This window comes from Pseudomonas sp. 05N433 (assembly GCF_056396925.1).
Map to the genome: position 1 here is coordinate 1 of NZ_JBFTML010000072.1, position 22,843 is coordinate 22,843.

General features: G+C 61.4%; 21 protein-coding genes. 11 read left to right on the forward strand and 10 right to left on the reverse strand.

The features are described 5' to 3' along the window. The 3 genes from AC1DIS_RS26930 to AC1DIS_RS26940 form a co-directional block, all read right to left on the reverse strand. Window positions 1-206: biotin/lipoyl-containing protein (locus tag AC1DIS_RS26930; protein WP_477781191.1), on the reverse strand; the 206-nt coding region annotated here is incomplete at its 3' end. Then, the gene (locus AC1DIS_RS26935; protein WP_019648882.1) at window positions 207-1,265 is read right to left on the reverse strand and encodes an alpha-ketoacid dehydrogenase subunit beta; all 1,059 of its coding nucleotides are present in this window, start codon (window positions 1,263-1,265) and stop codon (window positions 207-209) included. It lies immediately after the preceding gene. Between the two features lies 1 nt (window position 1,266). Further along, window positions 1,267-2,502 (reverse strand): 3-methyl-2-oxobutanoate dehydrogenase (2-methylpropanoyl-transferring) subunit alpha, encoded by a 1,236-nt coding sequence (locus AC1DIS_RS26940; protein WP_018929723.1) that lies wholly within the window; start codon window positions 2,500-2,502, stop codon window positions 1,267-1,269. 185 nt (window positions 2,503-2,687) lie between these two features. Between AC1DIS_RS26940 and bkdR the strand changes: the two genes are divergently transcribed. Further along, complete coding sequence (gene bkdR / locus AC1DIS_RS26945) at window positions 2,688-3,176, forward strand: Bkd operon transcriptional regulator BkdR (RefSeq protein ID WP_017339472.1); 489 nt, start codon at window positions 2,688-2,690, stop codon at window positions 3,174-3,176. A 57-nt stretch (window positions 3,177-3,233) separates the two neighbouring features. Here bkdR and AC1DIS_RS26950 read toward each other — a convergent pair whose 3' ends face one another. Then, window positions 3,234-4,097, reverse strand: coding sequence for an MBL fold metallo-hydrolase (locus AC1DIS_RS26950; protein ID WP_477742951.1), 864 nt, complete (start codon window positions 4,095-4,097; stop codon window positions 3,234-3,236). Between the two features lie 163 nt (window positions 4,098-4,260). Here AC1DIS_RS26950 and AC1DIS_RS26955 point away from each other — a divergent pair, with 163 nt between their 5' ends. From AC1DIS_RS26955 to nahK, 4 genes are all read left to right on the forward strand, one after another. Continuing rightward, a complete protein-coding gene (locus AC1DIS_RS26955) occupies window positions 4,261-5,067 on the forward strand; it encodes a sulfite exporter TauE/SafE family protein (protein ID WP_477742952.1) in 807 nt (268 codons plus the stop codon). A gap of 208 nt (window positions 5,068-5,275) precedes the next feature. After that, window positions 5,276-6,460: a porin gene (locus AC1DIS_RS26960; RefSeq protein ID WP_477781192.1), complete on the forward strand. Its 1,185-nt coding sequence runs from the start codon at window positions 5,276-5,278 to the stop codon at window positions 6,458-6,460. 264 nt (window positions 6,461-6,724) lie between these two features. Next, window positions 6,725-7,888 carry a nitric oxide-sensing protein NosP gene (gene nosP / locus AC1DIS_RS26965; RefSeq protein WP_477781193.1) on the forward strand — a complete coding sequence of 388 codons (1,164 nt, stop codon included), beginning with the start codon at window positions 6,725-6,727 and terminating at the stop codon, window positions 7,886-7,888. Then, window positions 7,818-10,454: a hybrid sensor histidine kinase/response regulator NahK/ErcS' gene (gene nahK / locus AC1DIS_RS26970; protein WP_372240827.1), complete on the forward strand. Its 2,637-nt coding sequence runs from the start codon at window positions 7,818-7,820 to the stop codon at window positions 10,452-10,454. The genes nosP and nahK overlap by 71 nt, the downstream gene beginning before the upstream one ends. A 144-nt stretch (window positions 10,455-10,598) precedes the next feature. Here the strand turns inward: nahK and AC1DIS_RS26975 are convergent, their stop codons facing one another. From AC1DIS_RS26975 to AC1DIS_RS27000, 6 genes are all read right to left on the reverse strand, one after another. After that, entirely contained in the window at window positions 10,599-11,264 is a 666-nt protein-coding gene (locus AC1DIS_RS26975; protein WP_111453489.1) for a response regulator transcription factor, read from the reverse strand. A gap of 58 nt (window positions 11,265-11,322) precedes the next feature. Continuing rightward, a complete protein-coding gene (locus AC1DIS_RS26980; RefSeq protein WP_477742954.1) occupies window positions 11,323-11,880 on the reverse strand; it encodes a PQQ-dependent catabolism-associated CXXCW motif protein in 558 nt (185 codons plus the stop codon). A 125-nt stretch (window positions 11,881-12,005) separates the two neighbouring features. Beyond that, complete coding sequence (locus AC1DIS_RS26985) at window positions 12,006-12,797, reverse strand: ABC transporter permease (protein WP_064618314.1); 792 nt, start codon at window positions 12,795-12,797, stop codon at window positions 12,006-12,008. Beyond that, the gene (locus AC1DIS_RS26990; RefSeq protein ID WP_477742955.1) at window positions 12,794-13,537 is read right to left on the reverse strand and encodes an ABC transporter ATP-binding protein; all 744 of its coding nucleotides are present in this window, start codon (window positions 13,535-13,537) and stop codon (window positions 12,794-12,796) included. Before AC1DIS_RS26990 ends, AC1DIS_RS26985 begins: the two co-directional genes overlap by 4 nt. Next, a complete protein-coding gene (locus tag AC1DIS_RS26995; protein ID WP_086946230.1) occupies window positions 13,534-14,493 on the reverse strand; it encodes a YVTN family beta-propeller repeat protein in 960 nt (319 codons plus the stop codon). The genes AC1DIS_RS26990 and AC1DIS_RS26995 overlap by 4 nt, the downstream gene beginning before the upstream one ends. A gap of 33 nt (window positions 14,494-14,526) precedes the next feature. After that, window positions 14,527-15,711 (reverse strand): ABC transporter substrate-binding protein, encoded by a 1,185-nt coding sequence (locus AC1DIS_RS27000; protein ID WP_477781194.1) that lies wholly within the window; start codon window positions 15,709-15,711, stop codon window positions 14,527-14,529. A 251-nt stretch (window positions 15,712-15,962) separates the two neighbouring features. Here AC1DIS_RS27000 and pedF point away from each other — a divergent pair, with 251 nt between their 5' ends. From pedF to exaC, 6 genes are all read left to right on the forward strand, one after another. Next, window positions 15,963-16,424, forward strand: coding sequence for a cytochrome c-550 PedF (pedF, locus tag AC1DIS_RS27005; protein ID WP_018929707.1), 462 nt, complete (start codon window positions 15,963-15,965; stop codon window positions 16,422-16,424). A 3-nt stretch (window positions 16,425-16,427) separates the two neighbouring features. Further along, window positions 16,428-17,306 (forward strand): substrate-binding periplasmic protein, encoded by an 879-nt coding sequence (locus tag AC1DIS_RS27010; protein ID WP_204123800.1) that lies wholly within the window; start codon window positions 16,428-16,430, stop codon window positions 17,304-17,306. Next, window positions 17,303-18,052: a quinoprotein dehydrogenase-associated SoxYZ-like carrier gene (locus AC1DIS_RS27015; RefSeq protein ID WP_064618306.1), complete on the forward strand. Its 750-nt coding sequence runs from the start codon at window positions 17,303-17,305 to the stop codon at window positions 18,050-18,052. Before AC1DIS_RS27010 ends, AC1DIS_RS27015 begins: the two co-directional genes overlap by 4 nt. 15 nt (window positions 18,053-18,067) lie before the next feature. Next, window positions 18,068-19,006 carry a quinoprotein relay system zinc metallohydrolase 1 gene (locus AC1DIS_RS27020; RefSeq protein ID WP_477742957.1) on the forward strand — a complete coding sequence of 313 codons (939 nt, stop codon included), beginning with the start codon at window positions 18,068-18,070 and terminating at the stop codon, window positions 19,004-19,006. Between the two features lie 183 nt (window positions 19,007-19,189). Continuing rightward, window positions 19,190-20,965: a PQQ-dependent methanol/ethanol family dehydrogenase gene (locus AC1DIS_RS27025; protein ID WP_018929703.1), complete on the forward strand. Its 1,776-nt coding sequence runs from the start codon at window positions 19,190-19,192 to the stop codon at window positions 20,963-20,965. 30 nt (window positions 20,966-20,995) lie between these two features. Beyond that, window positions 20,996-22,579, forward strand: coding sequence for an acetaldehyde dehydrogenase ExaC (exaC, locus tag AC1DIS_RS27030; RefSeq protein WP_477781195.1), 1,584 nt, complete (start codon window positions 20,996-20,998; stop codon window positions 22,577-22,579). Window positions 22,580-22,843 lie beyond the last annotated feature (264 nt).

Sequence of the window (22,843 nt, forward strand, 5' to 3'; positions counted from 1 at the left end):
GCCATGACTTCGCCTGGCTGTCCGCCCAGTGCAATCACCTTGCCGTTCACCGGCGAGGGGATGTCGACCATCGCCTTGTCGGTCATGACATCGGCCAGCACCTGATCTTCGACGACCATGTCGCCGACCTTGACGTGCCACTGAGACAATTCAACTTCTGCAATGCCTTCGCCAATGTCCGGCATTTTAATAACGTGCGTGCCCATTCAGACCTCCATAACCCGATGCAAAGCCGCGCCCACACGGGACGGACCAGGGAAATACGCCCACTCTTGCGCGTGCGGGTAGGGGGTGTCCCAACCGGTCACACGCTCGATTGGCGCTTCCAGGTAGTGGAAGCAATGCTCTTGCACCAGCGCGACCAGCTCGGCGCCGAATCCGCAGGTACGGGTCGCTTCGTGAACAACTACGCAGCGTCCGGTTTTCTTCACCGACTTGACGATGGTTTCCAGGTCCAGCGGCCATAGGCTGCGCAGGTCGATGACTTCGGCGTCGATGCCGGTTTCTTCAGCGGCGACTTGCGACACATAAACCGTGGTGCCGTAGGTCAGGATGGTCACGTCCTTGCCCGGACGGGTGATGGCGGCAACATCCAGCGGCACGGTGTAGTAACCGTCCGGCACTTGCGCGGCCGGGTGCTTCGACCATGGGGTCACCGGGCGCTCGTGGTGACCGTCGAACGGGCCGTTGTACAGGCGTTTTGGCTCGAGGAAGATCACCGGGTCATCGTTTTCGATGGAGGCGATCAGCAGGCCTTTAGCGTCATAAGGGTTGGATGGCATGACGGTGCGCAAGCCGCAGACTTGGGTGAACATCGCCTCGATGCTCTGGCTGTGAGTCTGGCCGCCATAGATGCCGCCGCCGCAGGGCATGCGCAGGGTCATCGGCGCGGTGAACTCGCCGGCCGAGCGATAACGCAAGCGCGCCGCTTCGGAAATGATCTGGTCCGACGCCGGGTACACGTAGTCGGCGAACTGGATCTCGGCCACCGGCCGCAAACCGTAAGCACCCATGCCCACGGCGACGCCGACGATGCCGCTTTCGGAGATCGGTGCATCGAATACGCGGGAGGTGCCGTACTTGGTCTGCAGGCCTTCGGTGCAACGGAACACACCACCGAAGTAGCCGACGTCCTGACCGAACACCACGACGTTGTCGTCACGCTCAAGCATCACATCCATGGCCGAGCGCAGGGCCTGGATCATGGTCATGGTGGTCGTGGTCATGGCGGTTTCCAACTGAATATTATTGTTGTGATCGTTCATGTCAGATCCCCAACTCCTGACGCTGGCGCTTCAAGTGCTCCGGCATCTCTTTGTAGACGTCTTCGAACATGGTCGCGGCGCTCGGAATCTGACCGCCGGCGAGGGTGCCGTACTGCTCGGCTTCTTTCTGCGCGGCGATCACTTCGGCTTCCAGTTCGGCGCTGACAGCGGCGTGTTCCTCCTCGGACCACTGACCGATTTTGATCAGGTGCTGCTTGAGGCGAGCAATCGGGTCACCCAACGGGAAGTGACTCCAGTCGTCGGCAGGACGGTATTTGGAAGGATCATCGGAGGTCGAGTGCGGGCCGGCACGGTAGGTGACCCATTCGATCATGGTCGGGCCGAGGTTGCGCCGCGCGCGTTCGGCAGCCCAGGCGGATGCAGCGTAGACCGCGTAGAAATCGTTGCCATCGACCCGCAGGGAGGCGATGCCGCAACCGACGCCGCGTCCGGCAAAGGTGGTGGCTTCACCGCCGGCAATCGCCTGGAACGTGGAGATCGCCCACTGGTTGTTGACCACGTTGAGGATCACCGGCGCACGGTACACATGGGCGAAGGTGAGGGCGGTGTGGAAGTCCGATTCAGCAGTGGCACCGTCGCCGATCCACGCCGAGGCGATTTTGGTGTCGCCCTTGATCGCCGAGGCCATGCCCCAGCCCACCGCCTGGACGAATTGGGTGGCGAGGTTGCCGGAGATGGTGAAGAAACCGGCTTCCTTGACCGAGTACATGATTGGCAACTGACGGCCCTTGAGCGGATCGCGCTCGTTGGACAGCAGTTGGCAGATCAGGTCCACCAGCGGCACTTCGCGGGCCATCAGGATGCTTTGCTGACGGTAGGTGGGGAAGCACATGTCGTCGATGTTCAGGGCCAGGGCCTGGGCGCTGCCGATGGCTTCTTCGCCGAGGCTCTGCATGTAGAACGACATTTTTTTCTGGCGCTGGGCGACCACCATGCGGTTGTCGTAGATCCGCGTCTTGAGCATGGCGCGCATGCCTTTACGCAGGATCTCGACGGGTACGCCTTCAGCCCATGGGCCGAGGGCATTGCCCTGGTCGTCGAGCACGCGAATCAGGCCTTTGGCCAGATCAGCGGTATCGGCCGGTTCTACGTCGATTGGGGGTTTGCGCACCGTGCCGGCATCGGTCAGATGCAGGTAGGAGAAGTCGGTTTTGCAGCCGGGACGGCCCGAAGGTTCGGGAACGTGCAGGCGCAGCGGTTCGTACGCTTGGTTCATGGCTTCTACGCTCGATCTTGTGAATTTCTTGTAGTGAGCTGGCAGTCATTCTTCGGTAAAAGAATTCTTGTCCTACAACAATCATAGGCCGGGCCAAGAAGAATATTTCTCTGTGTTTCGTTGCGCTGGAGGTCATTTGAGGATAAAAAATCTGCATAAACATAAAAAACAGGTGTTTTTGTCTCATGCGCAAACTGGACCGTACCGACATCGGCATTCTCAACAGCCTTCAGGAGAACGCGCGCATCACCAACGCCGACCTCGCGCGCTCGGTGAACCTGTCGCCCACGCCGTGCTTCAATCGGGTCAAGGCGATGGAAGAATTAGGGCTGATTCGCGAGCAGGTGACGTTGCTGGATGCCGACTTGYTGGGGCTGCATGTGAATGTGTTCATTCACGTCAGCCTGGAGAAGCAGGTGGAAGAGGCGCTGCAGCATTTCGAAGAGGCGATTTCGGATCGCCCGGAAGTGATGGAGTGCTATTTGATGGCCGGTGACCCGGACTATTTGATCCGCGTGCTGGTGCCGACCATCCAGTCTCTGGAGCGCTTCATGATGGACTTCCTGACCAAGGTGCCGGGGGTGGCGAACATACGTTCGAGCTTTGCGCTCAAGCAAGTGCGCTACAAGACGGCGTTGCCGTTGCCAGCCAACGGCCTGACCCTGGCCAATTGACGATCGCAGTTGTAGCGGCTGTAGCAGCTGTCGAGCACCGCGAGGCAGCGTTCGGGGCTAGAGTTGGTTCAGGGGGATCTTCAGGTAAGTGACGCCATTGTCTTCCGCGGGCGGCAAATTCCCCGCCCGCACATTCACCTGAATCGCCGGCAGCAACAGCGTCGGCATGCACAAACCGGCGTCACGCTGGGTACGCATGGCGACGAAGGCGGCCTCATCAATACCATCGTGGATATGAATGTTGCTTTTACGCTGCTCGCCAACCGTGGTCTGGCACTGTGGAGCGCGACTGTCGGGCGGGTAATCGTGGCAAACGAAGAGACGCACACTGGCGGGGAAGGCCAGCAGTTTGCGGATCGAGGTGAACATCTGGTTGGCGTTGCCGCCGGGGAAGTCGCAACGCGCGGTGCCGACGTCCGGCATGAACAACGTGTCGCCCACCATAATCACATCGCCGTCGATCAAATAAGCCATATCTGCCGGAGTATGCCCTGGCACATGCAGGGCCGTGGCCTTGAGGTTGCCGATGCGGAATGACTCGTCTGGCGCGAACAGGTGATCGAACTGCGAACCGTCGGTCCTGAATCCTGGTTCAAGATTGAACAGTGTCTTGAACACCCCCTGAACCTTGCTGATCGACTGACCGATCGCAATCTTGCCCCCCAGTTCCCGGCGCAGATAAGGCGCGGCCGACAGGTGGTCGGCGTGGGCATGGGTTTCAAGCAACCATTGCACCTGCAACTGGTGTTGGCGAACGAAGGCGATGATCCTGTCGGCCTGGACGGTCGAAGTGCGCCCGGCGGCGGCGTTGTAATCGAGCACCGGGTCGACAATCGCGCAGTGCCCGCCATCGTGCTCGTAGATTACGTAGCTGTAGGTCTTGGATGCGGGGTCGAGGAAGGCTTCAATCAAGGCGGGCATGGTGGCTGTTTCTGTTTGGACAAGCCTTGAGGGTAGTTTCATTTTCCCTGCGTTGACCAGCCCCGCATCAATTCAATTAATGAAAAAAACTGTGCGGGCTCTATCCTGTCACTCAATCGATACCGGGCGTCCCCGGCCTTTTTTCGCGGATCATGAGTGTTTTATGTTGTTGGCAAGTTTTTTTGGCCTGGTCATGGGCCTGGTGCTCGGTTTGACTGGCGCCGGTGGCGGTATTCTTGCGGTGCCGGCCCTGGTGCTCGGGCTGGGTTTGACCATGACCCAGGCGGCGCCCGTCGCCTTGTTCGCGGTGGGCAGTGCGGCGGCGATCGGTGCGGTCGACGGTCTGCGCCATGGCCTGGTGCGCTATCGCGCGGCGCTGTTGATTGCTTTGCTTGGCGCGGTGTTTTCGCCGGTGGGTATCTACTTCGCTCATCAGTTGCCGGAAAAGATCCTGAAAATCCTGTTCAGTCTGCTGATGGTCATGGTGGCCTGGCGGATGCTGCGCCCGGAAAAGCTCGACGCCGGTCCGAGCGACCACGGCCACGCCAACTGGGGCCAGAAGAACTGCATGCTCGATCAGCAGACCGGGCGTTTTTCCTGGACCGCCAAATGCACCGCGACCCTCGCCGCACTCGGCGCGGTCACTGGTGTGGTCTCGGGGTTGCTCGGGGTCGGTGGCGGTTTTCTGATAGTGCCGGCGTTCAAGCAACTGACCGATGTGCAGATGCGCGGGATCGTCGCCACGTCGTTGATGGTGATCAGCCTGATCTCGATCATCGGGGTGATTGGCGCGTTTCACGCCGGGGTGCGGATCGATGGTTTGGGCATGTCGTTCATTGTCGCCAGCATCGTCGGGATGATCATCGGCCGAAAGCTCTGCGCGCGGGTGCCGGCCCGAGGGTTGCAGATCGGCTTTGCCAGCGTCTGCGTGGTGGTAGCCGTTTACATGCTGTTTAGAGCGCTCGTCTAGCGCGCACCGGTTCCTGTGGGCGCCTGTGTGGCCCGCAGGCTTACACCCTAAGTTCCGGGCCAGGCCGACGGGCGGTCTTACGCCGAATTTGCCGCGCGCTACCGGCCAGCCCAAAGCACCTGACAACCGCCCCCAAGGCAGCGTATGACGCCGCCTGTCCGCTTTCGATAATCGCCTCCGACATCAAGTCCCCGTAGCGGAGCGCGTCATGCACAACAATAAGAATTTCAAGCATCGTTTCTTGCCGGCTTTCATCGTTAGTCTGTCATCCCTGGGCCTGAGCTCAATGGTCCAGGCCGAGATCATGCTGTACGACAAGGACCAGACCACTTTCTCCACCGATGGCTACATCAACGCCTTCTACGTCAATAGCAACGTGGACCGGGCCGGTGATCAGTACGACCGGCGCCAGGCGCGGGTGAAGATGGGTTTTTTGCCTAACTATCTGGGTTTCAACATGGGCAAACAGGTCGATGACCTCAAGCTCGGCGCCCGGGCCTCGTTCTGGGTGACCATCAACGACAGCGAAACCAACGGCACCAACACCGCCATTGACGTGCGGCAGTTCTACGGCACGGTGGCCAACCCGGAATGGGGCGAGGTGCTGATCGGCAAAGACTTCGGCCTGTTTGCCCGTTCCAACATCCTGCTCGACGAACTGCTCTCTGGTTACGGTCAGGTCAGCGATACGTTGGGCCTGGTGGACGGCGGCGGGGTGTCGTTCGGCAACATCGGCAGCGGTTATCCGTACCCGTTCCCGACCTCGCAGATTACCTATCGCACCCCGATGATGGACGGCTTGCGGGTGGCGGTGGGGATCATGGACCCGGTCGACACCAACGACAGCAGCGCAACCGGCAAGGCGTACCAGAAGAACCCGCGCACCGAGAGCGAGATCACCTATCAGTTCGACCTCGGCGGGGCGAAGATTTACAGCTGGCTCAACGGCAGCTACCAGACCTCGGACAACACCGATTCCAGCGTCGGGTCCGTCACCTCCAAAGGCGTCGGCTATGGCTTGCAGGCGAAGATGGGCGGGCTGTCGCTGACCGGCTCCGGTTTCCAGGCCAAAGGCATTRACCCGTTCTTCACCAACAATGCCGGTGAACCGACCCTGCGCAATGTCGACAGCAACGGTTACCTGTTGCAGGGCTCCTACAAACTGGGCAAGAACCGTCTGGCCTTGTCTTATGGCAAGACCAAGGACGACGGTAACGGCGTGGTCGGCAGCGGCGCCGATTATGAGACTCGCGGCGTTGCGCTGTTCCATGACGTCAACGACAACCTCAAGCTGGTGGCCGAGTACAACCAGTTCGAAATCAACGGCCACGACACCAGCGCCCAGAATGAAAACACCGATACGTTTGCGGTGGGGGCGGTGTTGACCTGGTAGGGGCTGACTAACCACTCCTTGTGGCGAGGGAGCTTGCTCCCGTTGGGTCGCGCAGCGGCCCCGATCCTGGTCGCGCATCGGCCAGTATTCGGGGGACTGCTTCGCAGTCCAGCGGGAGCAAGCTCCCTCGCCACAATTGCGCTAGTCACCCATTGATCAGACCACCATTCTCATCCCATCGAACCACCCACCCGCTACCCAAGTAGCATTCGTCGCCGCCCGCAGGCTTCGTACACTCGAGCCTCATACAGGCGAGGGGCGACGATGCAGCAGGTTCAGAGCGACGGTGTGGTCAGTGCCATGTCCCAGGCCATCGATGCCCAGCAAGCGGCGCAGGATCTGGCGCGACAACTCTTGCACCCGCATTTGGGCTTCGTGCTGTTCTTCTGTTCCGCCGAGTACGACTTGCAGGCGCTGGGGCAGGCGTTGCAGCAGAGCTTCGGCGGCATTCGGCTGGTGGGCTGCACCAGTGCCGGCGAAATCACCCCCCAAGGTTATGGCCGCAGCTGCGTGACCGCGGTGGGCTTCGATCATCGGCACTTTTCCATCTCTACCGAACTGATCGATGAGATGGAGCATTTCAGCCTGATCGATGCCCAGCAAATGGTCGAGCGCCTGGTCAGCGGTTGTCGCAGCAATACCCTGGCGCCGATCAAGGGCAACAGCTTCGCCCTGACCCTGCTCGATGGCTTGTCCAGTCGTGAAGAAATGGTGCTCGCTGCCTTGAGCGCGGCGTTGGGCGATATTCCGCATTTCGGCGGTTCGGCCGGCGACGACAATTACCTGACCCACACCCATGTGTATTTCGGCGGCGAGYTTCACAGCGGCGCGGCGGTGGTGGTGCTGGTCAATACCTGGCTGGACTTCGAAGTCTTCACCACCCACCACATCCTGCCCAGGGCCGAAAAACTGGTGGTCACCGCTGCCGACAGCACTTCGCGCCGGGTATTCGAACTCAACGCCGAACCGGCCGCCGAGGAGTACGCCCGGCATATCGGCGTGCCGGTGGCCGACCTCGATTACCGGACCTTTGCCGCACACCCGTTGGCGGTGCGGATCAACGATCAGTATTACGTGCGGGCGATCCAGCAGGTTCATCCAGACCTGAGCCTGAGTTTCTACTGTGCGGTGGAAAACGGCATCGTCCTCACCGTCATGAAACCCGGCCCCATGCTGCCGAATCTGCAAGGCTTGTTCGAGGGCTTGCGCGAGCGTCTCGGGGACTTGTTGCTGACCATCGGCTGTGACTGTTTTCTCCGGCGCCTGGAACTGGAGGACGCCGGCAGTCTCGAGCAGATCGGCGCGTTTTTGCGGGACCAGCGGGTGATGGGTTTCAACACCTACGGAGAACAGTTCAATGGCATGCACATCAACCAGACCTTCACCGGGGTTGCCATTGCCCGAGGACGCGCCCCTGGACAGCGCTGACCTTCAGGCGCAAATCGCCAGCCTGCGGCACGAGAACCAAAAATTGCAGCGCATCAATGACGCGTTGATCGAACGCATCGAGTCCGGTATCACCCGGGGCAACGACCCGTATGCGGCGTTCCAGCATTCGGTGGTGCTGGCCGAACAGGTGCGTGAGCGCACCGACGCCCTGAACCAGGCCATGGCCGAACTCAAGGCTGGCAACCATTTGCTCAGCGAAGCGCGGCTACGGGCCGAAACCGCCCATCAACACTTGATCGACGCCATTGAAAGCATCTCCGACGCTTTTGTGCTGTTCGATGCCGAGCAGCGGATCGTGCTGTTCAACAGCCGTTTCAAGGCGTTTTGGGGTAACAGCCGGGTACGGATCAACGCGGGCATGCGCCTGAGTGAGGTCAAACGGTTGATGACTTCGACCGGGTTGTTTAGTGAAGAACCCCGGTCGCCTGTCGACGAAAGCCTGCTCTATCGCCTGCACAATGGCCGTTGGCTGCAAGTCAGCGAGCGGCCGACCCAGGAAGGCGGGCGGGTGATCCTGTTCACCGACATTACCGACGTCAAACTCAGCGAAACCCTGCGCCGCGAGCAGGCGGTGGCGCAGAAATCGCACCTATTGCAACGGGCGGTCGACAACCTGTCCCAAGGGGTGGCGATGGTCAACGCCGAGGGCATTCTGGAGTTGTGGAACCGGCGCTTCCTGGAACTCAGTGGCCTGGCCCCGGTGGCGGCTCATCGGCCGTTCGCCGAAGTGATCGCCGACAGCGAGCTGAACCTGCTGACCCCGGCCAGTCGCGATGCCAACGGGCGGTACGTGCAGGAATGCGAGCAGCGCCTCTACGATGGCCGGGTCCTGGAAATCCGCACCCATCCGTTGCCCACCGGCGGCTTCGTCAACACCTTCACCGACATCACCGAACGCTATCAGCATGCCGAAGCCCTCAGCGAAAGCGAGCGCTGGATTCGCTTGATCACCGACCATGTGCCGGCGCTGATCGCCTACCTGAATGCCGATCTGGTCTATGAGTTCACCAACAAAGTCTATGAAGAATGGTACTGCTGGCCCCGGGGCGTGATGCTCGGGCAGAGCCTGCGCGAAGTGCACAGCGAGCAGCACTATCAGCGCCTCGAGGCCTATGTGGCCCGGGCCCTGGCCGGCGAGAGCGTGACGTTCGAGTTCGCCGAAACCAACATCAACAATCAGGAGCGCTACATGCTGCGCTCCTACGTACCCAACCGCCTGGCCAGCGGGGAAGTGGTGGGGATTTTCGTACTGATCCGCGACATCACCGAACGCCGACGCACCGCCGAGGCGTTGCATCAGGCCTATCAGAACCTTGAGTTGCGGGTGCGTGAACGCACCACCGAACTGACCACCCTCAATGACCAATTGCTGCGCGAAATCGACGAGCGCCGCCGCGTGGAATCACGCTTGCGCGAGGCCAAGCTCGAGGCCGAGCAGGCCAACCTGTCGAAGACCAAATTTCTCGCTGCCGTCAGCCATGACCTGCTGCAACCGCTCAACGCCGCGCGGCTGTTTACCAGCGCGTTGCTGGAGCGCCGGGAACCGGTGGCCAACGAGAATCTGGTGCGCAATGTCAGCAATTCCCTGGAAGACGTGGAAAACCTGTTGGGCACACTGGTGGACATTTCCAAACTGGATGCCGGGGTGATCAAGGCCGACATTGCGCCGTTCGCTCTCAGCGAATTGCTGGAAAACCTGGCCGCCGAATACACCCAAGTGGCCCGCAGTGAAGGCCTCGAGCTGCATTTCATCCCGTGTTCGGCGCTGGTGCGCAGTGACATTCAATTGCTCGCGCGGATCCTGCGCAACCTGCTGAGCAACGCCATTCGCTATACCTACAGCGGGCGGGTGGTGCTCGGTTGTCGGCGTCATCACCAGCGGCTGACGATTGAAGTCTGGGACAGCGGCATGGGCATTGCCGAGAACCGTCTGGAGGAGATTTTTCAGGAGTTCAAACGCGGTGACGTACAGCGCCCCGATCAAGATCGCGGCTTGGGGCTGGGCCTGGCGATCGTCGAGAAAATCGCGCGTATTCTTGGCCACCGGATTCACGTGCGTTCATGGCCGGGCAAGGGCTCGATGTTTTCCGTCGAAGTGCCTTTGAGCGCCACGGCGCCGAAGGCATTGCCGAGTTTGTTGATGAGTGAACCGATGCTCGAGCGCCTGCGCGGTGCACGGGTGTGGGTGCTGGACAACGACGCGGCAATTTGTGCCGGGATGCGCACCTTGCTCGAAGGTTGGGGCTGCCGGGTGGTCACGGCACTCTCGGAGGAGGACCTGGCGCGGCAAGTGGATAATTATCACGCCGAAGCCGACCTGTTGATCGCCGACTATCACCTGGATGACGAGCAGAACGGTGTCGACGCCGTGGCCCGCATCAACGCCCGTCGCGCTTCGGCGATCCCGGCGATGATGATCACCGCCAACTACAGCAATGAGCTCAAACAACAGATCCGCGAACTGGGCCACACCCTGATGCACAAACCGGTGCGGCCGATGAAGCTCAAGACGGCGATGAGTCATTTGCTCGGCCCATCCAGATAACACCGAACCTGTGGCGAGGGAGCTTGCTCCCGCTGGGGCGCGAAGCGGCCCTTTACAAACCACCGAATCGCCTGGATTGACGACTGCTTCGCAGCCGAGCGGGAGCAAGCTCCCTCGCCACAGGTCAGCTTTCAAACCGGGCAGTTACCGCCGCAAATACGACCCGAAATCAATATCCCCGGCACTCAATATCGCCTGCACCCGGTTGTGCACATTGAGTTTGCGCAAGATCGCCGAGACGTGGGCCTTGACCGTGGTTTCGGCGATTTCCAGGGTGTAGGCGATCTGTTTGTTCGACTCGCCCTTGGTCATGCGTTCAAGCACCAGCAGCTGTTTGCGGGTCAGCGCCTGGAGCAGCTCCGGCGGGAAGCTCGGGGTCTCGCTCATGCGCCGGCTGGCACCGCTCTTTTGCGTGCGGATGATGTCCGGCGGCAGGTACACATTGCCATTGAGAATCTGCTGGATGGCTTCGGTCATCTGCGCCCGTGGCGAGGACTTGGTGATGAACCCCACCGCGCCATAGGTGATGGCTTGCAGCACGATCTGCTTGTCCTGTTCGGCCGAGACGATCACCACCGGAATGGTCGGCGCCTCGTTGCGCAGGTTGATCAGGCCATTGAGGCCGTGCATGCCGGGCATGTTCAGGTCGAGCAGGATCAGGTCCAGGTCGTCGTGCTCCTGGGTCAGGGCCAGGGCGCTGTCGAGGTCGGCGGTTTCCATGACCTCGCTGCCGGGGAAACCGTCGCTGATGACGTTATGAATGGCTTCGCGAAACAGCGGGTGATCGTCGGCAATCAGAATTTTGTACATGGCCTTTCACCTCATTATTTTTTTTTCAGGGTGTGGCAACAACACGCAAATGCTCAAGTCAGGGAAAAGGCTCGGGCTTCGCCTGTGTCACGGGCAGATTCGCCGCTTGCCAGGCATCCAGTCCGTCGCGGTACCAATACAGTGTTTTATAGCCCATGGAAGCAGCGCGTTTTACCGCGTTCCAGCTCAACCAGCAATCGGAGCGGCAGTAAAAGACCAACGGTTGCGTGTGATCGCCAGCGGTCAATGTGTTCAGGTTACGCGCAAAATAGTCTTGCCAGTCGGGCGTCAGATCGCCGTCACCGGTATTGGCCAACCAATGGCTGCCGGGCAGGTTTTCGTGGGGCTGGTCTTCAATGAAGCGGCCTTGCAGCCATTGTCGGCGGTAGACGTCGATCAGCACCGGCGGGGGTGTCTGCTTGAGCAGGTCTTGCAGGGCGGGCGTGTCGATGATGCTCGCGCCCTGGAGCTGAGTCGGAGTCGGGCTGCGGTACAGGCCGATGCGATAACCGTCGGCGGAGAACAGCGCTGTTTCGGCCTGTGCGGTGCCCAGCAACAGGCTCAGCGACAGCGCAGCGAGAGCAGGGCGCAACAGAACACGTCGGGCACGCGGCATAGGGGTCAGTCCTTATAGTTATGAACCCATTACATGCCAGTAGCGATGCGTTGTGAATGCGACGATAGACAGGTAAACCAGTACCAAAGTAGTAATTTTGTCCTGTTTTTTATCGTTCGGAGTAGTCAGCCGGATTTACGCAAGGCCGCATGTTGCGGGTTGAAGGTGAGCACGGCGAGCAGGGCGAACACCAGCGTCAGCCCCGCGCACACCGCCAGCGCCAAGAGGTTGAAGCGTTCGTACAGCGCGAAGCGCACCAGCTCCACCGCATGGGTGAACGGGTTCAAGGCGCACAGCCAATACAGCCACTCGCTGGAATCGCGCATTTTCCACAGCGGATACAGCGCCGACGACAGGAAAAACAGCGGGAAGATCACGAAATTCATCACCCCGGCAAAGTTCTCCAGTTGGCGAATCGCATTGGACAGCAACAGGCCCAGCGCACTGAGCATCAACGCCACCAGCAGCAACGCCGGCAACGCCAGCAACAGGCCCATGGCCGGCGGTTGCACGCCGTACAGCCAGGCAATCGCGAGGAAGGCGTACACCTGCAACAGCGAAATCAGCGACGTCGCCAGTAATTTGCTACACAGCAGAAAGGTCCGGGGCAGGGGGCTGGTCAACAGCACGCGCATGCTGCCCATCTCCCGGTCATACACCATCGACAACGAACCTTGCATGCCGTTGAACAGCAGGATCATGCAGGCAAGGCCGGGGATGATGTAAACCTCATAGGGAATGTAGGTGTCGTAGGGTTCGATGATGGCGATGCCCAGTGCCGCGCGGAACCCGGCAGCGAACACCAGCAGCCACAGCAGCGGCCGCACCAGCGCACTGAGAAACCGCGTGCGCTGCAACACGAAGCGCAGCCATTCGCGCAGCACGATGCCGCTGAAACATTGCCAGTAAGCGTTCATCTGCTGACTGCTCCTGAAGGGGCCGAGTTGGTCAGGCGAGCGAAAGCCGAATCGAGGTCGCCGCCATGTTCCAGGCTCAGCGCATCAGCTTGTCCGCTGGCGACCAAACGGCCTTGATGCAGGATCAGCAAGTCGTCGCTGGGTTGCACTTCATCCAGCAAATGAGTGGTCCAGAGCACGCTGATGGTTTGCTCGCGGCACAGGCTGCGGATGTGCTGATTGAGCGCCAGGCGACTGGCCGGGTCGAGGCCGACGCTGGCCTCGTCAAGCAACAACAGGCGTGGTTCGTGCAGCAACGCGCGGGCGATTTCCACCCGCCGGCGGTGGCCGCCATTGAGTTCGCGTACTCGCTCGCGACGGCGCTCGGTCAGGGCCTGACGCGCCAGCTCCGCGTCGACCCGCAGCCCGGTCTGGCGTCGGGACAGACCATGCAGCGCGGCGTGATAACGCAGGTTCTGCTCGACGCTGAGGTCCAGATCCAGCGTGCTTTGCTGAAACACCACTCCCAATTGCTTGAGCGCCGGGCGTGCCGCGTCGCGCAACGAGCATCCGCCGACGCGGATATCACCGCGTTGCAGATCATAGAGGCGGGTGAGCAGGGCGATCAGGGTGGATTTGCCCGCGCCATTGGGCCCAAGCAGCGCCGCAAAACGCCCCGGTGCCAAGCTGAAACTCACTTGGCGCAAGGCCTCGCGCGGGCCGTAGGCGAAACTCAGGTCGCTGACCTCAAGGGCGTTCATGGTGTCACCACCACGCCCCACGGATAGCGCCCGACCTTCACCGATTTGCTGACTTTGAGGGTGTCGACATCGATCACCGACACATCGCCACTGACGCCATTGGTGGCCAGCAATTGCCGTTGATCCGGGGTGAACGCCATCTGCCAGACCCGTCGGCCCACCAGCAGGTAATCAACAATCTCGAAGGTCTTGGCGTCGATCACCGCCACATGGTTGGCCGGGCCGAGGGCTACGAAGCCGTACTTGCCGTCGGCGCTGAGCTTGATGCCGACAGGCTGGACTTTGTCCGGGTGCACGCCTTTGATCTGGAAACTCAGGGTCTTGAGGATCTTGCGGCTGGCGACATCGAGAATCGTCACCGTGCCACCGATTTCCGCCGAGGCCCAAAGCTGCGAGCCATCGGGATTGAACTCGACGAAACGCGGCCGCTGATCCACCAGCGTATTGTCGGCCAGGGTCTGGGTGCTGGTGTCGATCCAGTGCAGCATGTTGGTGGTTTCGCTGGTGTTCACCGCCCATTTGCCATCGGGGCTGACGGCCATGCCTTCGGGCTCGACGCCGACGTTGATCTGCCCGAGCACCTTGGAGGTTTCGGTGTCGATCACCGTCACCAGCGCATCGTCTTCGTTGGAGACATACAACCAGCGATTGTTGGGGTGCAGGGCGAATTGTTCGGGGTCTTTGCCCGAAGGCAGTTCCTTGATGATCTTGCGCGTGGCGACGTCCATCACCTGGACCCGGTCCGAATCGCTGGCGCAGATGTACAGCAGCTTGTTGTCGTGGGACAGCAACAGGCCGCGCGGGCGCTGGCCGACGGGCAGGGTGTCGGTGACTTGCAGGGTCTGCATGTCGATCAGGCTCAGGCTGTTGTCCTTTTCGTTGGAGACCCAGGCGGTGCTGGCCGCCGCATGCCCGGCGGCGAGCAGTAGAGCGCATGAAAGCAGGGTGCGGCGCATGGCAGATTCCTTGTTGTTATGGGGGTAGGGCTTTCAGGGAAAGCGGCAGCTGACCTCGGCTTTGTCGTAACCCAGGCTGTCCATTTCGTTGAAGGGGTGCAGGAAACCGTCTTGCGGCGACGTGCTGACCAGCGCCCGGGGTTGCACGATGGGGATCGGCTGGCGCAACTGACCGTTCCACGGCCGGTAACTGAGCTTGCGGCCCTTGAAGCCGTCCAGCGGCAATTGCTCGCTGATTTCAAGCGTCCGAATCGCCATGGCATCGACCTGGCGCAATTTGCCCACCGCGCTGGCGATGCTGCGCACCGCCATCCACGCGGCGAAATCCCGATCGTTCATCCAGCGCCCGGCCAGGGCTTCGAAGCGTTTTTGCAACTGGGCGGCACCGTAGGTTTCCACGGTCTTGTGCCAGCCCACCGGGGTCAGGCCCTGGGTGCCGGCGACCGGCCGTGGGTACCAGGTCTGGTAGGGCACGTACTCGCCGAAATCGCCGCGTTCATCGRCCACCAGCACCACGTCGTACTCGGCGGTTTGGGTGAACAGCGGCATGTCGGCCTGGGCGCTGCGCCGTTGATCGTTATCGAAGCTCCAGGCTTTCTCCGCCACCAGTTGCAGGCCGAAGCGTTTTGCCGCCCGGCGCAGGGCGGCGGCGTAGGCTTGATCGTCGGCGGTCGGGCCGACGATCAGCAGCGCCCGTTGCCATTTGCGCAGCACCAGAAACTGCGCCAACGCATCGGCCAGCATCGCCCGGCTCGGCAGGCTGTGCAGCACGTTCGGCAGGCAATCGGTAGTGCGCAGGCTGTCATCGGGGCTGCCGGCATTGAACAGCAGGCTGTCGGGTAGCACAGCGCTGAGTCGGCGCAGGTTTTCCGCCGGAGCATTCACCACAAACAGGCGCAGGCCTTGTTCGTGTTGGGCTTTGGCGGCTTCGAGCAAGGCGTCGGGGTTGTCGACGTTGGCGCTGACCAGGCTGTAGCTGTGATTGAGGAAACGCCCGGTACTGTTGCTGTCGATGATCGCCAGCTCCGCGCCCCGCAGGCCGGCATCGGTCGGTTCAGGAATAACGTTCGACAGCAATGGCCCAGGATCGGGGCGATACCCCAGGTAGCCGATCCGCACCTGCAACGGCGCATCCGCCGCCTGACTCTGGGTCGCCAGCCCGGCGGCGCAGGCAATCGCCAGCAGGTAGATCAAGGCATAAGGGGCGAGCTGGCGCATAAGGCACTCCATCACAGGTAGCGCCAGCATAGGAACCCCGGTCGGTCGGGGAAATATGCAGAAAGTATCGATGGGCCAGTACCAAGGTAGTAACGGCGCCAGAACGCCCCCGGACTGTTCGCCGCAAGCCCTACTACCAAGGGAGTAGGCCGCGACCACCAAAGCAGCATGGGGTTGGCGCGAAGCCGTTCCTAAGATGGCTGCCATAGCCTCTGCAAAGAGGTTTTGCGTGCAATCTTGAGGGCATAACAATGACAACAAAACGCAACGCCTTGCTCGTTGCCGGACTGCTGGCCGGCTTCATCAGCGCAGGTTCCGTCTGGGCCCACGGCAACGTGGTACCCCAGGCCGTCGAAACCAAGGGACTGACCCCGATCAAGGATGCCGGTGTGCAGGTCGATGCCGATGGTTGGGCGGCGGTGAACCCGTATCGTTCCTCTCCGGAGCACGATAAAGCGTTGGAAATCGGCTCTTCGGCCTACAACCAGAACTGCGCGGCCTGTCATGGCCTGGAAGCCAAGTCCGGCGGCATCGCCCCTGACTTGCGCAAGCTCGACGTCGCCGAAGCCGGTGACGAGTGGTTCGTCGAACGGGTGCGCCATGGCGCCGTGCGTGATGGCCGAGTGTACATGCCGAAGATGGCTGACTATTTGAGTCAGGAAGCCTTGTGGGCGGTACGCACCTACCTGGACAGCGTGCACGTCGAGGAGTGACCCATGCGCCTGCTCGCGGTGTTGATCAGCGCTGTGTGGTTGTGCTGCCAGGCAGCGCAGGCACAGGTCCGGACCTATGACGAAATGATCGCCGCCGCCGAGCTGAAAGTCGCGGTCTACAAGGACTTCGCGCCCTACAGTTTCGAAGACGCCGGCCAGCCTCGCGGAGTCGATGTCGAACTCGCCCAGGCCTTGGCCAAGGCCATGGGGGTACGCCTGAAACTGATCTGGGCGCCCGCCGGGGAGAAGCTCGACGACGACCTGCGCGATTACATCTGGCGGGCCAGTCAGCTGCACAATCAGCAACTGGCCGACCTGATGATGCGCGTCCCCTACGACCGCGATTACTCACAGAAACGCAATGAGCTGGGCGAACTGGAGAACGGCCATGTGGTGATGTTCGGGCCGTACCAGACCGAACAATGGCAGGTGGCGTATGACCGTCGTCGACTGGACTCGGTGGCCAGCGTCGCGGTGTTCCAGCAGCACCCGATTGGCGTCGAAGTCGACAGTGTGCCCTCGTTTTACCTGACCTCGGTGTTCAACGGCATGCTCGCCGCCAAGACCCACCATTACCCCGGTGTGCCCCAGGCGTTTGCCGCGATGAAGGCCGGTGAAGTCGACGCGGTGATGGCGATGCGCGGCGAGATCGACTGGCAGGTGCATCAGGCCGCCGACCCGCAAGTGGCGCTGGCGGAAAACGCCTATCCGAACATGGGCAAGCAACGCTGGGAGATCGGCATGGCGGTGCATGAAAGCAACCGGCAACTGGCCTATGCCGTGGAAGAGGCGCTGGAAGCGTTGATTCGCGAGGGCACGGTCAAAAGCATTTATGCCCATTACGGCCTGCGCTATGACGTGCCCGAGATGTATCAACAATGAACTGGCGCGCGCGTTGGCTGTTGGCCTGCTGGTTGCCCTTGGCCGCGCAGGCGGTTGAGGTCGATCCGGTGCCGTCGGTGATGTGGGCGTTCTATCACAAGCAGATGCTTGGCGACGCACCGTTCGTGTTCGACGAGCGGGTCAAGCTGCTGGCACCGCCGTTCGCCGAAGACGCCCGGCAAGTGCCGTTGGAAATCGACGCTCGGGCGTTCAAGGGCGAAGTGGTGCGAATCCTTGCCTGGGCCGAACTCAACCCGCTGCCGAAAATCGTCGACTTCGAGCCTTTGACCGGTGTGCTGCCCTGGCTGTCGATCCGCATCCGCGTTGAACAGGCCACGCCATTGCGCGCGGCGGTGTTGACTCGCGACGGGCTGTGGCATGTCGGCTCGACCCTGATCGACGCGGCCGGCGGCGGTTGCACGGCGCCGAGCGTGGTGCGCACCCAGCCGGGCTGGGAAGAACACATCGGCGAAGTGCTTGGCGGTCGTTATCCCCGTGGTGAGTTCAGTCGCGTGCGTTTGCAGGTGGCGCATCCGATGGACAACGGCATGGTCAGCGGCATCCCGGAATTTTTCCTCAACCAGGCCGAGCTGCGGGACTCAGACAACCGGGTACTGGCGCGTCTGGAGCTGTTCCCGGCGGTCAGCGAGAACCCCAACCTGGCTTTCGACATCGAAGGTGCGGGGCAGACGCGCCTGATACTGCGCGACAACAGCGGCAATCAATTCGATGCGGCCATACCCTGACCCAAGGAGCGTGTGATGCGCTGGATGCTGTTGTTGTTCATCTGTGTGAGCCTGCCGACCCTGGCCGATCCCGATTACGCACTCAAGCCCCGACAGATTGCCGAAGACACCTGGCTGCTTGAGGGCAGCACCGATAACTTCGCCAAGAACAACGGCGGCAACATCGTCAACACCGCGTTCATCGTCACCGGGCAAGGGGTGGTGGTGATCGACACCGGGCCATCGAAGCGCTACGGCGAGGCCCTGCGCAAAGCGATTGCCGCAACCACCGATAAACCGGTGATCCAGGTGTTGCTGACCCATCACCATCCCGACCATGTGCTGGGCAATCAGGCCTTCACCGACGTGCCGATTGCTGCACTGGCCGGCACCACCGAGCTGTTGCATCAACAGGGTGATGCGATGGCCGAGAACATGTATCGACTGGTGGGTGACTGGATGCGCGGCACCGAAGTGGTGTTGCCGACGCAGACGCTGACGCCAGGCGTGCAAAGTTTTGGGAACCACGATTTGCGGCTGCTGAGTCTGGGTGGGCACACCGGCGCGGATCTGGCTATTCTCGACCAGAAAACCGGCGTGCTGTTTGCCGGGGATCTGGTGTTTTATCAGCGGGCCCTGACCACGCCGAACAGCCCGGGGTTGTCGGTGTGGCTGGCGGATATCGCCACGCTTCAGGGATTGCCGTGGACGCTGATTGTGCCCGGGCATGGGCCCGTGGCAACGGACAGCAAACCGTTCGAGCAGATGCGCGATTACCTCTCCTGGCTCGATCAACTCATGCACGACGGTGCGGCGAACGGCAGCGACATGGCCGAGATGATCCGCAGCCCCATTCCTGAACGTTTCGCCGGGATCAACCTGAGCCGTTATGAGCTGATCCGCAGCGTCAGCCATTTGTACCCGCGCTATGAGCGCGCGCAGATGACGCGGGTGGATTCCGGCAAGGATCAGTAGTCCATCTCAGATACGACGCATCCTTTGTGGTGAGCCTTCGTTGATTGGCATCATCCGACCCGCTACCAAGGAACTAGAAATCTCCGCATTGCGGGCAATTGTTGCAAGGGCGGYGGCGCCCAAGAATCTGCACCAGACCGGGAAAATTTCCCGGGTATAACAAAAACCGCAGAGGTAGCCGTCATGACCCAACCCGCACGTCGCCAACCCTTCGTCTTGAGCGTGCTGCTCAGTGCCATGCTGTTGTCCGGCCAGGCAATGGCCGCAGTCTCCGATCAAGACATCCTCCAGGATCCGAAGAATCCGGAACAGGTCGTCACCAATGGCCTGGGCGTCCAGGGTCAGCGCTACAGCCCGCTGGACACCCTCAATGTCGACAACGTGAAAGACTTGCGCCCGGTCTGGGCCTTTTCGTTCGGCGGTGAAAAACAGCGCGGTCAGCAAGCGCAGCCGATGATCAAGGACGGCGTGATGTACATGACCGGTTCCTACTCACGGGTGTTCGCCGTGGATGCGCGCACCGGCCGCAAGCTCTGGCAATACGACGCGCGCCTGCCGGATGACATCCGTCCGTGCTGTGACGTGATCAACCGTGGCGTGGCGCTGTATGGCGACCTGGTGATCTTCGGCACTCTCGACGCCAAGCTCGTGGCCCTGAATAAAGACACCGGCAAAGTGGTATGGAGCAAGAAAGTCGCCGACCACAAGGAAGGCTACTCCATCAGCGCCGCGCCACTGGTGATCAACGGCAAACTGATCACTGGCGTGGCGGGTGGCGAGTTCGGGGTGGTGGGCAAGATCGAAGCCTACGACCCGAAAAACGGTGATCTGCTGTGGACCCGGCCAACGGTCGAAGGCCACATGGGTTACGTCTACAAAGACGGCAAGGCCGTAGAGAACGGCATCTCCGGCGGCGAAGCGGGCAAGACCTGGCCGGGCGATTTGTGGAAAACCGGCGGCGCGGCGCCGTGGCTGGGCGGCTACTACGACCCGGAAACCAATCTGCTGCTGTTCGGCACCGGCAACCCGGCACCCTGGAACTCGCACCTGCGCCCTGGCGACAACCTTTACTCGTCCTCGCGCCTGGCGCTGAACCCGGACGACGGCACGATCAAATGGCACTTCCAGAGCACCCCTCACGACGGCTGGGACTATGACGGCGTGAACGAACTGGTGTCGTTCAACTACAACGAAGGCGGCAAGGAAATCAAAGCCGCGGCCACCGCGGACCGTAACGGTTTCTTCTATGTGCTGGATCGCACCAACGGCAAATTCATCCGCGGCTTCCCGTTCGTGGACAAGATCACCTGGGCCAGTGGCCTGGATAAAAACGGTCGGCCGATCTACAACGAAGACAGCCGTCCGGGTGCACCGGGCTCCGAGGCCAAAGGCAGTTCGGTGTTTGTAGCGCCGGCGTTCCTGGGGGCGAAAAACTGGATGCCGATGGCCTACAACCGCGACACCGGCCTGTTCTATGTGCCGTCCAACGAGTGGGGCATGGACATCTGGAACGAAGGCATCGCCTATAAAAAAGGCGCGGCGTTCCTCGGCGCCGGTTTCACCATCAAACCATTGAATGAAGACTACATCGGCGTGCTGCGCGCCATCGACCCGAAAACCGGCAAGGAAGTCTGGCGCCACAAGAACTTCGCGCCGTTGTGGGGCGGGGTGCTGACCACCAAGGGCAACCTGGTGTTCACCGGTACGCCGGAAGGTTTCCTACAAGCGTTCAACGCCAAGACCGGCGAGAAAGTCTGGGAATTCCAGACCGGCTCCGGCGTGCTCGGCTCGCCCATCACCTGGGAAATGGACGGCGAACAATACGTTTCGGTGCTCTCCGGCTGGGGCGGCGCGGTACCGCTGTGGGGCGGCGAAGTGGCCAAGCGCATCAAGGACTTCAACCAGGGCGGCATGCTGTGGACCTTCAAGCTGCCGAAGGACCTGGTTGCCAAGCACTAACCCTGGCAACCACAACCTGAGTGGCGATGAATGACCTGTGGCGAGGGAGCTTGCTCCCGCTGGGCTGCGAAGCCGCCCCCAACGTTCCCGGCCCCAACCGACGCACAACCCGGAACACCTGGCGCCATCGTTTCCTTCAAACCGCGCTACGGCAATTTCATCGGCGGCGAGTTCGTCGCCCCGGTCAATGGCGAGTACTTCACCAATACCTCACCGGTCACCGGTGAAGTGATCGCCGAATTCCCGCGCTCCAGCGCCGCCGACATCGAAAAGGCTCTCGACGCCGCCCATGCCGCCGCTGATGCCTGGGGCAAAACCTCGGCGCAGGACCGCTCGCTGGTGCTGCTGAAAATCGCTGACCGCATCGAACAGAACCTGGAAATCCTCGCCGTCACCGAAACCTGGGACAACGGCAAGGCCGTGCGCGAAACCCTCAACGCTGACGTGCCGCTGGCCGCCGACCACTTCCGTTACTTCGCCGGTTGCATCCGCGCTCAAGAGGGCGGTGCCGCTGAAATCAACGAACTGACTACCGCCTATCATTTCCACGAACCACTGGGCGTGGTCGGGCAGATCATTCCGTGGAACTTCCCGCTGCTGATGGCCGCCTGGAAACTCGCCCCGGCGCTGGCGGCCGGCAACTGCATCGTGCTCAAACCCGCCGAGCAAACACCGCTGTCGATCATGGTGTTCGCCGAGCTGATCGCCGATTTGCTGCCGGCCGGCGTGCTGAACATCGTCCAGGGCTTCGGTCGCGAAGCCGGTGAAGCGCTGGCCACCAGCAAGCGCATCGCCAAGATCGCCTTCACCGGTTCCACCCCGGTGGGCGCGCACATCATGCATTGCGCAGCCGAGAACATCATTCCAAGCACCGTTGAGCTGGGCGGCAAGTCGCCGAACATCTTCTTCGAAGACATCATGAACGCCGAACCGCAGTTCATCGAAAAAGCCGCCGAAGGCCTGGTGCTGGCGTTCTTCAACCAGGGCGAAGTCTGCACTTGTCCGTCGCGGGCACTGGTGCAGGAATCGATCTACGAGCCGTTCATGGCCGAGGTGATGAAGAAGATCGTCAAGATCAAGCGCGGCAACCCGCTGGACACCGAGACCATGGTCGGCGCCCAGGCGTCCGAGCAGCAATACGACAAGATCCTCTCGTACCTGAAAATCGCCCAGGAGGAGGGCGCCGAGCTGCTCACTGGCGGCGCGGCCGAGCGGCTGGAAGGCGACTTGTCCAGCGGCTATTACATCCAGCCGACGCTGCTCAAGGGCCACAACAAAATGCGCGTGTTCCAGGAAGAAATCTTCGGCCCGGTGGTGGGTGTCACCACCTTCAAGGACGAAGCCGAAGCCCTGGCGATCGCCAACGACAGCGAGTTCGGCCTCGGTGCGGGCCTGTGGACCCGCGACATCAACCGCGCCTACCGCATGGGCCGGGCGATCAAGGCCGGGCGCGTCTGGACCAACTGCTACCACCTGTACCCGGCCCACGCCGCGTTCGGTGGCTACAAGAAGTCCGGTGTCGGCCGTGAGAACCACAAGATGATGCTCGACCATTACCAACAGACCAAAAACCTGCTGGTGAGCTACGACATCAATCCGCTGGGGTTCTTCTGATACGACCTGAAACCGGGTGATGGCCTTCGCGGGCAAGCCTCGCTCCTACAGGTTATGTGTTGGCCGTGAGGTCCGCGCATCCCTGTAGGAGCGAGGCTTGCCCGCGAAGGCGTCGTCACATTCAACACATTCGTTGACTGACATTCCGCTATCGCGGGCAAACCCGCTCCCACAGGATTTTGTGTGGTGCTTAAGATCTGCGCGCCCCCCTACCAACGCACGCCGCCACCTCCTTCGAAAGTAGCATTCGGGCAGTTGGCGCCC

What these genes read in the sequence shown, in the direction of transcription:
- AC1DIS_RS26935 (WP_019648882.1), bottom strand. Translation starts at nt 1,265, where the DNA reads ATGAACGATCACAACAATAATATTCAGTTGGAAACCGCCATGACCACG.
- AC1DIS_RS26940 (WP_018929723.1), bottom strand. Translation starts at nt 2,502, where the DNA reads ATGAACCAAGCGTACGAACCGCTGCGCCTGCACGTTCCCGAACCTTCG.
- AC1DIS_RS26950 (WP_477742951.1), bottom strand. Translation starts at nt 4,097, where the DNA reads ATGCCCGCCTTGATTGAAGCCTTCCTCGACCCCGCATCCAAGACCTAC.
- AC1DIS_RS26955 (WP_477742952.1), top strand. Translation starts at nt 4,261, where the DNA reads ATGTTGTTGGCAAGTTTTTTTGGCCTGGTCATGGGCCTGGTGCTCGGT.
- nahK (WP_372240827.1), top strand. Translation starts at nt 7,818, where the DNA reads ATGGCATGCACATCAACCAGACCTTCACCGGGGTTGCCATTGCCCGAG.
- AC1DIS_RS26975 (WP_111453489.1), bottom strand. Translation starts at nt 11,264, where the DNA reads ATGTACAAAATTCTGATTGCCGACGATCACCCGCTGTTTCGCGAAGCC.
- AC1DIS_RS26980 (WP_477742954.1), bottom strand. Translation starts at nt 11,880, where the DNA reads ATGCCGCGTGCCCGACGTGTTCTGTTGCGCCCTGCTCTCGCTGCGCTG.
- AC1DIS_RS26985 (WP_064618314.1), bottom strand. Translation starts at nt 12,797, where the DNA reads ATGAACGCTTACTGGCAATGTTTCAGCGGCATCGTGCTGCGCGAATGG.
- AC1DIS_RS26990 (WP_477742955.1), bottom strand. Translation starts at nt 13,537, where the DNA reads ATGAACGCCCTTGAGGTCAGCGACCTGAGTTTCGCCTACGGCCCGCGC.
- AC1DIS_RS26995 (WP_086946230.1), bottom strand. Translation starts at nt 14,493, where the DNA reads ATGCGCCGCACCCTGCTTTCATGCGCTCTACTGCTCGCCGCCGGGCAT.
- pedF (WP_018929707.1), top strand. Translation starts at nt 15,963, where the DNA reads ATGACAACAAAACGCAACGCCTTGCTCGTTGCCGGACTGCTGGCCGGC.
- AC1DIS_RS27010 (WP_204123800.1), top strand. Translation starts at nt 16,428, where the DNA reads ATGCGCCTGCTCGCGGTGTTGATCAGCGCTGTGTGGTTGTGCTGCCAG.
- AC1DIS_RS27015 (WP_064618306.1), top strand. Translation starts at nt 17,303, where the DNA reads ATGAACTGGCGCGCGCGTTGGCTGTTGGCCTGCTGGTTGCCCTTGGCC.
- AC1DIS_RS27020 (WP_477742957.1), top strand. Translation starts at nt 18,068, where the DNA reads ATGCGCTGGATGCTGTTGTTGTTCATCTGTGTGAGCCTGCCGACCCTG.
- AC1DIS_RS27025 (WP_018929703.1), top strand. Translation starts at nt 19,190, where the DNA reads ATGACCCAACCCGCACGTCGCCAACCCTTCGTCTTGAGCGTGCTGCTC.
- exaC (WP_477781195.1), top strand. Translation starts at nt 20,996, where the DNA reads ATGACCTGTGGCGAGGGAGCTTGCTCCCGCTGGGCTGCGAAGCCGCCC.